The sequence below is a fragment of the Candidatus Pelagibacter sp. HIMB1321 genome (genome assembly GCF_900177485.1).
GTDB lineage: Bacteria > Pseudomonadota > Alphaproteobacteria > Pelagibacterales > Pelagibacteraceae > Pelagibacter.
Map to the genome: position 1 here is coordinate 1197060 of NZ_LT840186.1, position 14214 is coordinate 1211273.

The 14214-nt window shown below is 29.7% G+C and carries 17 protein-coding genes; 15 read left to right on the plus strand and 2 right to left on the minus strand.

The genetic code is table 11. The features are described 5' to 3' along the window. The first annotated feature begins 37 nt into the window (after nt 1–37). On the plus strand, nt 38–799 hold the full coding sequence (locus B9N70_RS06440; RefSeq protein WP_085114972.1) for a Bax inhibitor-1/YccA family protein: 762 nt from the start codon (nt 38–40) through the stop codon (nt 797–799). Between the two features lie 4 nt (nt 800–803). Here the strand turns inward: B9N70_RS06440 and B9N70_RS06445 are convergent, their stop codons facing one another. Together B9N70_RS06445 and B9N70_RS06450 are read right to left on the minus strand one after the other, a co-directional pair. Then, nucleotides 804–1142 (minus strand): DUF2794 domain-containing protein, encoded by a 339-nt coding sequence (locus B9N70_RS06445; protein ID WP_085114973.1) that lies wholly within the window; start codon nt 1140–1142, stop codon nt 804–806. Further along, entirely contained in the window at nt 1135–1686 is a 552-nt protein-coding gene (locus B9N70_RS06450) for a septation protein A (RefSeq protein ID WP_085114974.1), read from the minus strand. The genes B9N70_RS06445 and B9N70_RS06450 overlap by 8 nt, the downstream gene beginning before the upstream one ends. Before the next feature lie 89 nt (nt 1687–1775). Here B9N70_RS06450 and hspQ point away from each other — a divergent pair, with 89 nt between their 5' ends. From hspQ to B9N70_RS06520, 14 genes are all read left to right on the plus strand, one after another. Then, nucleotides 1776–2096, plus strand: coding sequence for a heat shock protein HspQ (gene hspQ, locus B9N70_RS06455; protein ID WP_085114975.1), 321 nt, complete (start codon nt 1776–1778; stop codon nt 2094–2096). A gap of 163 nt (nt 2097–2259) precedes the next feature. After that, nucleotides 2260–2967 (plus strand): heme ABC transporter permease CcmC, encoded by a 708-nt coding sequence (ccmC, locus tag B9N70_RS06460; protein ID WP_085114976.1) that lies wholly within the window; start codon nt 2260–2262, stop codon nt 2965–2967. Beyond that, nucleotides 2964–3191, plus strand: coding sequence for a heme exporter protein CcmD (gene ccmD, locus B9N70_RS06465; RefSeq protein WP_085114977.1), 228 nt, complete (start codon nt 2964–2966; stop codon nt 3189–3191). The genes ccmC and ccmD overlap by 4 nt, the downstream gene beginning before the upstream one ends. Nucleotides 3192–3201: 10 nt before the next feature. Continuing rightward, nucleotides 3202–3621 (plus strand): cytochrome c maturation protein CcmE, encoded by a 420-nt coding sequence (gene ccmE / locus B9N70_RS06470; protein ID WP_085114978.1) that lies wholly within the window; start codon nt 3202–3204, stop codon nt 3619–3621. After that, nucleotides 3621–5498 carry a heme lyase CcmF/NrfE family subunit gene (locus tag B9N70_RS06475; RefSeq protein ID WP_085114979.1) on the plus strand — a complete coding sequence of 626 codons (1878 nt, stop codon included), beginning with the start codon at nt 3621–3623 and terminating at the stop codon, nt 5496–5498. The genes ccmE and B9N70_RS06475 overlap by 1 nt, the downstream gene beginning before the upstream one ends. Further along, nucleotides 5495–6010: a DsbE family thiol:disulfide interchange protein gene (locus tag B9N70_RS06480; RefSeq protein WP_085114980.1), complete on the plus strand. Its 516-nt coding sequence runs from the start codon at nt 5495–5497 to the stop codon at nt 6008–6010. Before B9N70_RS06475 ends, B9N70_RS06480 begins: the two co-directional genes overlap by 4 nt. Continuing rightward, nucleotides 6007–6372, plus strand: coding sequence for a cytochrome c-type biogenesis protein (locus B9N70_RS06485; protein ID WP_085114981.1), 366 nt, complete (start codon nt 6007–6009; stop codon nt 6370–6372). The genes B9N70_RS06480 and B9N70_RS06485 overlap by 4 nt, the downstream gene beginning before the upstream one ends. Before the next feature lie 17 nt (nt 6373–6389). Next, nucleotides 6390–6899: an acyloxyacyl hydrolase gene (locus B9N70_RS06490; RefSeq protein WP_085114982.1), complete on the plus strand. Its 510-nt coding sequence runs from the start codon at nt 6390–6392 to the stop codon at nt 6897–6899. Nucleotides 6900–6907: 8 nt separating this feature from the next. After that, nucleotides 6908–8059, plus strand: coding sequence for an alpha-hydroxy acid oxidase (locus tag B9N70_RS06495; protein ID WP_085114983.1), 1152 nt, complete (start codon nt 6908–6910; stop codon nt 8057–8059). Between the two features lies 1 nt (nt 8060). After that, on the plus strand, nt 8061–9224 hold the full coding sequence (locus tag B9N70_RS06500; protein WP_085114984.1) for a pyridoxal phosphate-dependent aminotransferase: 1164 nt from the start codon (nt 8061–8063) through the stop codon (nt 9222–9224). Between the two features lie 4 nt (nt 9225–9228). After that, the gene (locus B9N70_RS06505) at nt 9229–10725 is read left to right on the plus strand and encodes an FAD-linked oxidase C-terminal domain-containing protein (protein WP_085114985.1); all 1497 of its coding nucleotides are present in this window, start codon (nt 9229–9231) and stop codon (nt 10723–10725) included. Beyond that, nucleotides 10679–11959, plus strand: coding sequence for an FAD-binding protein (locus tag B9N70_RS06510; protein WP_085114986.1), 1281 nt, complete (start codon nt 10679–10681; stop codon nt 11957–11959). Before B9N70_RS06505 ends, B9N70_RS06510 begins: the two co-directional genes overlap by 47 nt. Beyond that, a complete protein-coding gene (gene glcF, locus B9N70_RS06515) occupies nt 11959–13248 on the plus strand; it encodes a glycolate oxidase subunit GlcF (RefSeq protein ID WP_085114987.1) in 1290 nt (429 codons plus the stop codon). Before B9N70_RS06510 ends, glcF begins: the two co-directional genes overlap by 1 nt. Before the next feature lie 6 nt (nt 13249–13254). Continuing rightward, nucleotides 13255–14208: a 2-hydroxyacid dehydrogenase gene (locus B9N70_RS06520; protein WP_085114988.1), complete on the plus strand. Its 954-nt coding sequence runs from the start codon at nt 13255–13257 to the stop codon at nt 14206–14208. The last annotated feature ends 6 nt before the right edge of the window (nt 14209–14214 follow it).

Genomic DNA, 14214 nt, shown 5'->3' on the forward strand with positions numbered 1-14214 from the left:
TGAATAATTAGTAAAAGACTATTATATTTAACTCATTATGGAATTTGACAAACAAGGTATCTTAAATAGAGAAAAAGCAGCCCAACAAACAGCTGCAGTAATGGATGAAGGCTTAAGAGCCTACATGCTTAAAGTTTATAACTATATGTCAACTGGTGTTCTATTAACTGGAATCATTGCATTATTATCATTTAAAATGTCTGTTGTAACAGATGCTAATGGAGCAATTGTATCTCTAACACAATTTGGAAGTGCGATTTACATGTCTGGCTTAAAATGGGTTGTAATGTTAGCGCCATTAGGAATAGTTTTTTATATGAGTTTTGGAATTAATAAAATGAGTGCTTCAAAAGCTCAAACTACATTCTGGGTGTTTGCAGCTTTAATGGGTTTATCATTATCATCGATTTTATTGGTTTACACAGGTTTAAGTGTAACAAGAGTGTTCTTTATATCTTCAGCAACCTTTGGTGCGATGAGTATTTATGGCTACACTACTAAAAGAGATTTAACTAAGTTTGGTTCATTTTTAATGATGGGATTGATTGGAATAATCATCGCTTCATTAGTTAATATATTCTTAAAATCTTCAATGATGTATTTTGCAATATCAATAATTGGAGTGTTAATTTTTGTTGGTCTTACAGCATATGATACACAAAAAATTAAGAACATGTATGTTGCAAGCGACTCTGGTGAATTAGTTGGAAAAAAAGCGGTAATGGGTGCCCTAACTCTTTACCTAGACTTCATCAACTTGTTTATCATGTTGCTAAGATTATTTGGTCAAAGAAGATAAAATTCTAGAGTTTTTTCCAGTTAGTATTTTTAAGCAAACTCTTAAGTTCAAAAGAGTTTTTTAATATCTTACCATTAGTATCAGTGATTAGATATTTTAAGTTTTTATTTTTAGGTTTAAAATTTTTGCATATTTTGTAGAGAGCATTTTCTGCTGCATTTTTAAAAACACTAAAGCTTACTTGTTTACTTGAAATACTAAGTCCATAATCTCTCCAAGAGCCTTCTGAGACCATTTTTGCGTATAAATCTAGAATTATTTGTAATTCATCTTTTTCAAAAAAGTGTTTCTCCTCAATTTTTTTGTGTGAGTTGTTTACTACGAGTCTTAAATTGTTATTCATTTATTTTATATTTATTAATTAAACCAATTTGAAATCCTGTAAAAATAACTGTTATTGGCAGCATACCCCAAACTTTAAAGTTAACCCAAAACTCTTCAGACTGTGTTCTCCAAATAAATTCATTTAATAGAGCAAGACCAAAGAAGAAATACATCCATCTTTTATTTAGAATTTCCCAACCAATATCACTTAAAGGTATAGATTTTCCCATTATCTTTTTTAAGATTGGTTCATTTGTAAAATATTTGCCAAAAAATAATGCTAAAGCAAACATAATATTAATTATAGTTGGCTTAACATAAATAAATATAGGGTCATTAAAATAAATAGTAAGTCCACCAAAAAAAGTAATTAAAATTCCACTGACCAAAGGCATTGGAGGAATTTTTTTTTCAAATACCCAGACTACAATTAGCGCAATTATTGTTGCAATAATTAATGGAGGAATTGCTACAGATAAATTTTTGTCATTACTGTAATAATAGAAAAAAAATATCGCTAAAGGCCCAAAATCTGTGAGAAATTTTAAAAAAGATTTATTCACTAAAAAGATATTAACATAATTAGTTGTGTCATAAAAACTTTATCTTTTTTCTTATTGATTTTTAATTCTAAATCTCCATATTAAACTCAATGGCAATACAAAAGGCTAAATTTTCAATCGGCGATATTGTAAAACATAAACACTTTGAATTTAGAGGTGTGATATATGATGTTGATTTTGAATTTAATAACTCTGAGGAATGGTATCAATCTATTCCAAAAAATGTGAGACCAAGAAAAGATCAACCTTTTTATCATTTACTTGCTGAAAATGATGAGATTACATATGAGGCTTATGTGTCAGAACAGAATCTTCTAATGGATGACTCTGACGAACCTATTAAACATCCATTAATTGAGGAAATTTTTTCAGGTAAAAAAGGTTCTAGTTATTTTAAGCCATCAAACTAAAAAATCACTATTTCAACACATTTGTTTCAAATCTTGGTCATAGAGATTAGTTAGAATTACATTAATATCTGGTCAAGGGTGTGAAATTTTATCCTTATCATTATCTCCCTCTACATTCTTGATCAGATATATCTTTCATACTAAAACCATCATAACTTAATTTATGTTTAAACTTTTTGAACCAAATAAAATATTTTTAATTACTTCAAAAGCGCCAAAATATGTAATGGCACTTTTAATAGTGGTAATTTCAATTGGTTTAGTAGAAGCTCTAATTTTATCACCAGAGGACTATAAGCAAAGTCATTCTGTGAGGATAATGTATGTACATGTTCCTGCAGCCTGGATTTCACTAGGAATTTTTTCCTCTATTACATTATTATCTCTAAGTGGATATATTTTTAAAAATAGGAATTTCTTTTTAATTGCAAAAAGTTTAGCGCCTTCTGGTTTGGTTTTTAATATTATTGCATTGGTTACCGGTTCTATTTGGGGAAAACCTACGTGGGGCACATGGTGGGCATGGGATGCTAGAATTACATCAATGTTAATATTAGCTATTTTTTATTTATTATATTTAATTGCTTGGAGAATTTATGAGGACAAAGAAAAAGTTCTCAAAATAACAACTTTGATAACTATCTTTGGAATTATAAACATACCAATTATTAAATATTCTGTAGATTGGTGGAATACACTTCATCAGCCAGCCTCTATCAACATTATGTCTAAGTCTGCCATTCACTCATCAATGCTTCTTCCATTGATGATCATGACTGCGGCATTTGCCCTATTTTCTCTGCTAATTTTTTTAATGAAATATAATACAGAATTGATAAAGTTAAAAAATAAAGGATTAGATAGATTATGATAAATGAATTATTAAATATGAATGGATACGGACTTTATGTTTGGTCTGCATTTTCATTTACACTTTTAAGTTTTGCAACTTTGTATTCAGTAACAAAGGTTCAATACATTAGAGAGAAAAATAAATTCATAGCCAAGTATGGTGAGCTTGATGCTCAAAAAGCTAAAATAGCAAGAACTCAAACTATCAACCAAGAAATTTTATCTGGCAGTCAAAATATTTAACTTTTGAGCCATGTATGGTCGAAAAGTTAAACTAAGATTTTTTTTCATACTCTTAATTATATCAGTTTTAGTTTTATCAGTTTTTTTAGTACTTAAATCTTTAGAAGAGAACGTAGTTTATTTTAAATCTCCATCAGAGATTAAATCAGTTGGCGAACTTGATACTAAAAAAATTAGAATTGGAGGAATGGTAAAAAAAGGTTCAATAAATATGTCAACTGATGAAGTTAATTTTACAATAACAGATTTTAAAAATGAGATTAATGTTACATATTCAGGACTTGTTCCAAATTTATTTTCTGAAGGTAAAGGTGTTGTTGCAGAAGGATTCTTAAAAGATAGGAATTTTTTTGAAGCGTCAAAAATTCTTGCAAAGCATGATGAGAATTATATGCCTCCAGAAGTTAAGGCAGCCTTAGAAGAAAAATAATGATCTATAGTACAATTGGATATTACTCTTTAATTTTTGGTCTTGTTGTATCTTTACCTATATTTTTTTTTTCAATAAAAAATTTCAAAAATGAGGGTATCTTTGATAGTAAAATTATTAGTTTTTCATTTATCCAATTATTATTAGTTATAACTAGTTTTTTAGGTTTAATAATCTCTTTTATAATTTCTGACTTTAGCAATGAAACTGTTTATAATAATTCTCATACAACAAAACCTTTGTTTTATAAAATCTCTGGTACCTGGGGTAACCATGAAGGAAGTTTATTATTATGGCTTCTAGTTCTAACTCTTTTTATATTTATTTTTTTACTTAGATCTAAAAAATTATTAAAAAATTATAGAATTTTAACAGTTTTATTTCAGCAAATAATAATCATTGGGTTTTTTATTTTTCTAATCGATTCTTCAAATCCTTTTAATCATATTTTTCCAACTCCAACAGAAGGGTTGGGTCTTAATCCTATATTACAAGATCCTGCATTAGTAATTCATCCACCAATGCTTTATCTAGGCTATGTTGGATCTTCCATAATCTTTTCGAGTGTACTAGCTGCAACTAGTTTGAATTATATTTCAAAGTTATGGGCTACTCATATTAAACAGTGGGTATTAATATCTTGGTTATTCTTAACACTAGGAATCTTGCTAGGATCAATTTGGGCTTACTATGAATTGGGATGGGGAGGGTTTTGGTTTTGGGATCCAGTAGAAAATGTTTCACTAATGCCATGGTTAGCATTAACAACATTATTACATTGTGTTTTAGTTTTAGAGAAAAGATCTACTCTTAAATCATGGGTAATAATATTATCTATAACAACATTCACATTAAGTATGTGTGGAACTTTTTTGGTACGATCTGGAATTTTAAACTCTGTACACACATTTGCAAATGATCCAGAAAGAGGTCTATTTATTTTATCTTTTTTATTTGTACTTATTTTTGTTTCACTATTTGTTTTTTTTGTTTTTCATAAATCAGAGAAAGAAGAGGTAATTTCATTTACATTATTTAGCAAAGAGACATCAATATTAATTAATAACTGGTTAATGATGTACTTTTTGTCAGTGGTTTTAATTGGAACAGTTTATCCAATTTTTTTAGATGTTATTTCATCTGAACAAATATCTGTTGGACCTCCTTTTTATCATAAATTAATAATTCCTTTTTTAATTCCTTTTTTGATATTCATGGCATTAGGTCCTCAGTTAAAATGGATTAAATCTTCTTCATTAGAAGGAAAAAAATACTTAGTATTTTTTCTAATTATTTCTTTTGTTATATCTTTTGTGATTGTAAAAAATTTTGGAGACAATCTACTGATCAATAGCATTTTAATTGGAAGCGCACTTTATTTATTCTTTATTACAGTTAGAGATTTTTTCAGAGAAAAGACTCAAAATTTTTCTCAAAACTTAGCACATTTCGGTTTTAGTTTACTGATTTTAAGTATTTTATTTAACAATATTTTTTCAAGCGAAGTGATAACAAATTTAAAAGTTGGTGAAACTTTTAAAAATGAAAAATTTAAAATTGAATTTAATGATCTTAAAAAATTTGAAGAGAAGAATTTCTTATCATTTAAAGGTTATTTTTTAATAGAAGACAACAACTCTAAAGAAAAACTAGAGCCTGAATTGAGAGTTTATAACCAACCAAATATTATTACTAGTGAAGCTGATATTAAAATAACATTTTTATCAGATAAATTTATTACGATGAATACAGTGCAAAATGAAGAATATTTCAATATTCGATATCAGGTAAAATCATTTATGTTATGGATCTGGATATCAGTATTATTAATTTCTTTAGGTGGATCAATTAGTTTTTTTAAACGGAAAAGTTTATGAAAAGAAGAATAATTTCTTTTTTGATAATAATTTCTTTTATATTTGTATTTGTAATTTTTTATAAAGGTTTAAATAAATCAAGTTTTTATGAACCTAAGAGTGAAATAAAAGAAATTCCTAAATTTTTATCAAAATCATTTTTTTCAAAAGAGGAAATAGAATCTCAAAAACTTTTTGATGAGAATAAATTTTATCTGTTTAACATATGGGCTTCTTGGTGTGTACCTTGTAGAGATGAACATCCAATTTTAGTTGCTTTAAGTAAAAATAAAAATTTAAACCTTATAGGTTTAAATTACAAAGATAAGATCTCAAACGCTGAGAAATTTTTAAATGAATTAGGTAATCCATACAAAGAAATTTTAATAGATCAGGACGGCACGAGAGCAATTGAGTGGGGGGCTTTTGGAGTGCCTGAGACTTTCATAATATATAATAATAAAATTGTTAAAAAATTTATCGGTCCACTTAATGAAAATTCGATTAAAGAAATTGAAAAGATGATTCAATGAAGACACACAAATTTATTTTTTTATTTTTAACTTTTTTTTCCTTTAATTTATTAAATGCTAGCGAGAATGAACTAAAAAAAGAGATAACTAAAAATTTGAGATGTTTAGTTTGTCAAGGACAATCAGTTTATGATTCTGACTCAGAATTTGCAGTGAGCTTAAAATTGGTAGTTGAGAATAAAATTCAACAAGGGTTAACAGAAGACCAAATCTATAAATTTTTAACTGATAAATATGGAGACTGGATTTTATATGATCCAAAATTTAATAAAAATACCTATTTATTATGGTTTTTACCTCTATTGATCTTATTTTTAGGTGGTGCGATAATAGCAAAAAAACTTATAAAATTTAAAAAATAATCTGCTAAATAAGGTCAATGATTTTAAAACGTTTAAGTATTATTTTATTATTAATTTTTTCTTCAACTAGTTTTGCTTTTGGAGAAGAGGTTAACAATAATGAACATCAAATAAACTTTTTTACAGGTAACTTTGATTTTAGTGACGATAAGCAAAAAGCAATTTTAGTTGGTTTTCAACATCAAAATGAGAATTTAAATAGAGATACATTTCTAGGAAACGTATCTCCAATTACAGGTGGATTTGTTACGGAAAATTCAGCTGCATATATTTATACTGGAATAGAATGGAACGTGGATATGGGAGGATTAACTTTTACACCTAGTTTTGCTCCAGGACTATATCATGAGGGAGATGGAAAAGATCTAGGCCATGTATTGGAATTCAAATCTGAAGTTCAATTATCTTATGCTGCATCGGATAAAACAAGTTTTGGTGTTTCATATAATCATGTATCAAATGCAAGTTTAGGAGATAAAAATCCTGGTGCAAATAGTTACATGTTTAATTTTATTCGAAATTTTTAATAAAAATTATGAATTTAAAAGATTGTCACAATTTTAGTGACTTTAGAAAACTTGCAAAAAAAAATCTTCCTTCACCTATATTCCATTACATTGATGGTGGTGCAGATGATGAAATAACTTTAAAACGAAATACGGATGCATTCAGCGATTGTGATTTAGTACCCAATGTTCTTGCAAGTGTAGGAAAGCCAGATTTGTCAACAACGGTGTTTGGCAAAAAAATAGACATGCCAATATTCTTAGCACCTACTGCTATGCAAAGACTCTATCATCATGAAGGAGATAAAGCTTCTGCAAGAGCAGCAGAGAAATTTGGAACTTTTTATAGCATGTCAACAATGGCAAACACTACTATTGAAGAAATATCAAATGTTTCAAGTGGTCCTAAATTGTTTCAACTCTATGTTCATAAAGATCAAGGTATTACCGATGATTTAATTGAAAGGTGTAAAAGAGCCAATTTTGATGGGATGTGTTTAACAGTTGATACATTGGTTGCTGGAAATAGAGAAAGAGATCACCGAACAGGATTTACAACACCACCAAAATTAACTCTTCAAAGTTTAATGAGTTTTGCAATGCATCCAAAATGGGTTTTTAATTATTTTACCCATGAAAAATTTCAATTGGCTAATGTTGCAACAAAAACTGATAAGGGTACTAACATTGCAAAATCTGTAATTGAGTACATTAATGAACAATACGATCCCGCAATGAATTGGAAAGATGCTGAATATTGTGTAAAAAAATGGGGAAAGCCTTTTGCTCTAAAAGGAGTGATGTCTGTTGAAGATGCAAAAAGAGCAATAGATATTGGTTGCACTGCAATAATGATTTCAAATCATGGAGGACGACAGTTAGATGGTTCTAGATCTCCATTTGATCAAGTTAAAGAAATTTCTGATGCAGTTGGAGATAAATTAGAAATTATTTTAGATGGAGGAGTAAGAAGAGGAACCCATGTCTTAAAAGCTTTAGCAGCTGGAGCAAAAGCTTGTAGTTTTGGAAAAATGTTTTTATTTGCATTAGGTGCCGGAGGTCAACCAGGTGTTGAACGTCTATTGCAAAATATGCATGATGAAATTAACAGAAACATGGTACTAATGGGTTGTAAAAACATTAGTGAATTAAATAGAACTAAAATTATTTACAGAAAATAAAATGAAACTAGCAAAGAGTCTTGAAAGATTAGGCACTGAATCTGCATTTAGTGTTTTGGCTGAAGCAAAAAAATTAGAAGCTCAAGGCAAACCTATGATCCATCTAGGTCTAGGTCAGCCTGATTTTAAAACACCAAAACATATAGTTGATGCTGCAAAAAAAGCTTTAGATGATGGTCATCATGGATATGTATTAGCAAATGGTCTTTTAGAGTGTAGACAATCTGTATCAAGAAAAATTAAAAAACTTTATAATAAAGATGTAGATCCAGAGAGAATTTTAATTATGCCAGGCGGCAAGCCTACTATGTATTTTGCAATTCAATGTTTGGGCGAGCCTGGAACCGAAATCATTCACCCTACACCTGGTTTTCCAATTTATGAGTCGATGATTAATTATTCTGGTGCAAAAGCAGTTCCATACGACTTAACAGAGGATAAAGACTTAAAATTTGATCCTGAGAAAATTTTATCTTTAATTACTGATAAAACTAGAATGTTAATTTTGATTAATCCAAATAATCCAACAGGCAGTTTTGTTGAAAAATCTACAGTTGATGTTTTAGCTGAAGGTTTAAAAAAACATCCGCATGTAACAATTTTAAGTGATGAAATTTATAGTAGACAAATTTTTGATGGTAAAGAAATGCCAACTTTTTTTAACTATCCTGACTTACAAGATCGATTAATTGTTTTGGATGGTTGGAGTAAAGCGTATGCCATGACAGGATGGAGAATGGGCTGGAGTGTTTGGCCTGAAGAGTTAATTCCACATGTTACAAAATTAATAATTAACAGTTTTTCATGTGTGAATGTACCATCGCAATTTGGAGGAATAGCTGCACTGGATGGTCCTGATGATCCAATTCATGAAATGATGAAAAAATTTGATGAGAGAAGAAAGTTAATTCATGAAGGTCTAAATAATTTACCAGGTGTCGAATGTAGTATGCCAGGTGGAGCATTTTATGCCTTTCCAAATGTAAGTGGAACAGGAATGAATGGATCTGAGTTTTGCAAAAAAGCAATGCATGATGCAGGTGTTGCAATTGTTCCTGGAACAGCATTTGGAAAAACCTCAGTAGATTACGTAAGATTTAGTTACGCCGCATCAAAGGACAACATTTCTAACGCATTGGAAAACATCAAAAAAATGTTAGGTTAAGTCTATGACTGAATTGGCTCTACCAAAAATCGATAGATCAATAATTACAAGAAAAGATGAAATTGTAAAAAATCTTTCAAGATTAACAAATTTAGAAAATGTTCTAAGTCACGCAGATGAAATCAAGCCTTATGAAACAGATGCTTTAGCAGTTTATACTCAAACACCCTTAGCTGTTGTATTACCTGAGAATACAAATGAGGTGAGTGAAATTTTAAAATATTGTTATCAGGAAAATATAAAAGTTATTCCAAGAGGTGCTGGAACAGGATTGTCAGGTGGTGCACTACCTTTACAAGATGCAATTGTTTTAGGTTTAGGAAAGTTTAATAAAATTTTAAAAATTGATTTTGAAAATAGATGTGTAGTTACTCAACCAGGTGTAACTAATTTAGGAATTACCCATGCAGTTCAGCATAAAGGGTTTTACTATGCTCCAGATCCATCAAGTCAATTAGCGTGTTCAATTGGTGGAAATGTTGCAGAAAATTCAGGTGGAGTTCATTCTTTAAAATACGGAACAACCACGAATAATATCCTAGGTGTTGAAATGGTTATGATGGATGGAACTATAACTAGAATTGGTGGAAAATCATTTGACCAAGAGGGTTATGATTTGATGGGATTAATTTGTGGATCTGAAGGGTTGTTAGGAGTTGTAACAGAAGTAACAGTTAAAATTTTAAAAAAACCAGAAGTAGTTAAAGCAGCCTTGATAGGATTTCCCTCAATCCAAGAAGGAGGAGATGCAGCATCAGAAATAATTTCAAGTGGGATAGTTCCAGCCGGTATGGAAATTATGGACAAAGCATTAATTGAAGCAACAGACAATTTTAGTAAAGCAGGATATCCAAGAGATGCAGAATTATTAGTAATTGTTGAACTTGATGGAACTGAGTCAGAGGTAAACGAATTACTAAAAAAAGTTAGTGAAATTGCAAAGAAGAATAATTGCTCAAGCTTAAAGTTAAGCAAAAATGAAAAAGAAAGATTATCGTTTTGGGCAGGACGTAAAGCTGCATTCCCAGCATGTGGAGCAATGGCACCAGACTACTATTGCATGGATGGTGTTATACCTAGAGGGAAACTTTCACAAACATTACTTGAAATACAAAAATTATCTAAGAAATATAATTTACCTGTTGCAAATTGCTTTCATGCAGGTGATGGAAATTTACATCCACTAATTATGTTCGATGGAAGTGATAAAGAACAGTTACGTAAAACAGAGGAGTTTGGTGCTGAGATTTTAAAAACATGTGTGAGACTTGGAGGTGTAATATCTGGAGAGCATGGTATTGGAATCGAAAAAAGAGAATTAATGTGTGAAATGTTCAATGATAATGACATCCAACAGCAATTAGATATTAAAAAATCTTTAGATGAGAAAAACTTATTAAATCCAGGTAAAGTTTATCCAATTTTAAAGAAATGTGTTGAGGAAGGAAGGGTACGTGTCCACAAAACAGAAAACAAATTCCCAGATCTTCCAAGATTCTAACGATATTTTTTATCCTAAAGATGAACTTGAGGTTTCAGATTTAGTTAAGGATTTTTATAAAAAAAATTCATCTATCGAGTTAACAGGATCTAATTCTAAAAATTTTATTGGTAATAAAACTCAAGCTGCGAATAAAGTTTCATTATCAAAACTATCAGGAATTATAGAATATTTTCCTGAGGAGCTTTATATCAAAGTTATAGCTTGTACGCCTTTGCAAGAAATAGAGGATGCTTTAGAAAAAAATGATCAAGAATTAGCATTTGAACCATTAGATTTTGGTTACATAAAAAACGGCAAACCAAATAAGGGAACAATTGGTGGATATTTGTCTTGTAATTATGCAGGTTCAAGAAGATTTAAAGTCGGAAGTGTTAGAGACCATGTGCTAGGATTTAGAGGAGTAAATGGTAAAGGTGATATCATAAAATCTGGGGGGACTGTTGTTAAAAATGTAACTGGCTATGATCTTTCAAAACTCATATCTGGAGCTTTTGGAACGCTTGTAGCTTTAACAGAAATAACTCTAAAGGTTTTACCCAAAAAACAATTAACAAATACTATTGTCATTAAAGTTGATGATAAGAAAAAAATCTATGATTTATTTGATAAAATTGCTTCATCGAGCAGCGAAATAACTGGAGCAGTTTTTTTACCAGATGAACCAGACGACAGTATGTTTATTAGAAATAAAGAAACTATTTTTAAATTCAATGATTTAGATTTTACAGGACCTTACCTAGCTCTTAGACTTGAGGGAGATAAAGTTTCAATTAATGAAAAAACAAAAAAAATTACAAAAGAACTAGATTTAAAGAAATTCAAAATAGCTACACTTGATAATTATCAATCATCTCCTTTTTGGAAAAAAATAAATAATTTGGAATTGTTTCAAAATACGCAAAACAACTTACTTAGAATTGTAATTGAACCTGCAAATGGTTCTGAAATGATGAGCTATCTAGGAAATAAATTTAAATATTATATTGATTGGTGTGGTTCATTATTTTGGGTCGAAGTTCCTCCTAAAAAGAATAATAAAGTTGGTGAAATTAAAAAGAAATCTATTGAACTTGGTGGATACATGACAATTATTAAAACTTCTGAGGAGTATGATTATGAGGAAACAATATTTACAGTAGACCCTGTACGATTAATGATTTCAGAAAAAATTAAAAAAAGTTTTGACCCAAAAAGAATATTTAACCCTGGTAAAATGTATAGGGGAATTTAATGCAAACTCATTTTTCAGATAAACAATTAGAAAATAGTGATAACAAAGCGACTGAAAAAATTTTTAAAAAATGCGTTCACTGCGGAATGTGTAATGCCACATGCCCAACACACCAAATTCTAGGTGATGAACTTGATGGGCCAAGAGGTAGAATTTATTTGATTAAAGATATGTTGGAAAATAATAAAAAACCAACAGAAAAAGTAGTTAAACATATTGATCGATGCTTATCTTGTTACAGCTGTATGACCACATGCCCATCAGGTGTAAATTATATGCACATCATTGACCACGGAAAAAAATATATCGAAAAAAATTATGAGAGAGGTTTTTTTGATAAACTAATAAGATATTTTTTATCAATTACTCTTCCTAACCCAAAAGTTTTTAAATTTTCAAGTTGGCTTGTAAAATTAGCAAAACCAATAAAATTTTTAATGCCATCAAAAGTAAAAGATATGATGGACCTAATGCCGACTAGTTTTCCAAAAAAATCTTTACCCATTAAAGAGATATATAAAGTAACTGGTAAAAAGAAAATCGCACGAGTGGCACTGTTAACTGGGTGTGTACAAAAAGAAATTTCACCTCAAATTAATGAAGCAACCATTCGATTGTTGAATAGACATGGTGTTGAGGTAGTTGTGCCAAAAAAAATTAGATGTTGTGGTTCTCTTAATCATCATCTTGGTAAAGAAGAGGATGCACATCAAGACTTTAAAAATAATATCAATGTTTGGTATGAAGAACATAAAAAAGGAAATTTAGATGCCATTTTATCTAACACATCTGGTTGTGGAACAACTATGAAAGATTATGGTTTTATATTTAGAGATGATAAGGAACTTAGCAAGAAAGCAAAAGTAATCTCTGAATTAACTAAGGATATTTCAGAATATATATTTGAAAGTTTAAAATTAAATATTAAATCTAAGAATAAAAAATATAAAGTTGCCTATCATTCAGCTTGTTCTATGCAGCATGGTCAAAAAGTTCACAACCAGCCTATCTCATTGCTTGAAAAAACAAAAAATGAAATTTTAGAAATACCAGAAGGCCATATATGCTGTGGCTCTGCTGGAACTTATAATATTCTTCAGTCTAAAATTGCAAAGCAACTTTTAACAAAAAAAGTAAATAATATTGAGAGTTTAGAACCAGATTTTATTTCAACAGGAAATATTGGTTGTATTACCCAAATTTCTCATGGTACTAAGGTGCCGATACTTCATACGATCGAAGTATTAGATTGGTATACAGGTGGACCTAAACCAACTGCGTTAACTTAAAAATTTATGAAAAAAATTTTAATTACTAGAAGATTATTAAAAGAGAGTGAAGACAAAGCATCTAAGATGTTTGATGCTAATTTAAATTCAAATGATGAATTGTATTCTCAATCAAAATTAATTGAATTAACGCAAGGATGTGATGCAGTATTAACTTCTCTTACTGATAAAATGGATGAGGAGACCATTAATAAATTGCCAGACAGCATCAAAGTAATCTCAAATTTTGCAGTTGGTTTTGGAAATATTGATCTTGAGGCTGCAAAAAAAAGGGGAATAGCAGTTACAAATACTCCTGAGGTATTATCTGATGCAACAGCCGAGATTGGAATTTTATTAATATTAGGTGCTTGCAGAAGAGCTTCAGAAGGAATTGAAGCTGCAAGAGAAAGTAATTGGAAATGGTCTGCTGATTATTTAATTGGTAAACAATTAACAGGAACAAGACTTGGAATTTTAGGAATGGGTCGAATAGGTCAAAAAATTGCTAATATAGCAAGGTCACTTGGGATGATAATTCATTATCATAATCGATCAAAACTTTCTGAAGATAAAGAACAAGGTGCTATTTATCATGACAGCTTAAAAAGTCTTTTTTCAGTTTCAGATGTTTTGTCTATTTGTTGTCCTGCAACAAAAGAAACTGAGAACATGATTAATAAAGAAACAGTTGAATATTTTCCAAAAGGAGCAGTAATTACAAATGTTGCAAGAGGAGATATTGTCGACGATGAAGCTTTAATTGATGCTTTGAATAGAAGAAAGATTTATGCAGCAGGATTAGATGTCTATAAAAATGAGCCTAATTTAAATCCTGGATATTTAAAAAATAAATCGGTTTTTATTTTGCCTCATCTTGGTAGTGCAACTAAAGATACCAGAATTGCTATGGCTAACTTAGCGATAGATAATATCAATGAGTTTTTTGAAACTGGTAACTGCAAAAATAAAGTAAATTAATTTTTA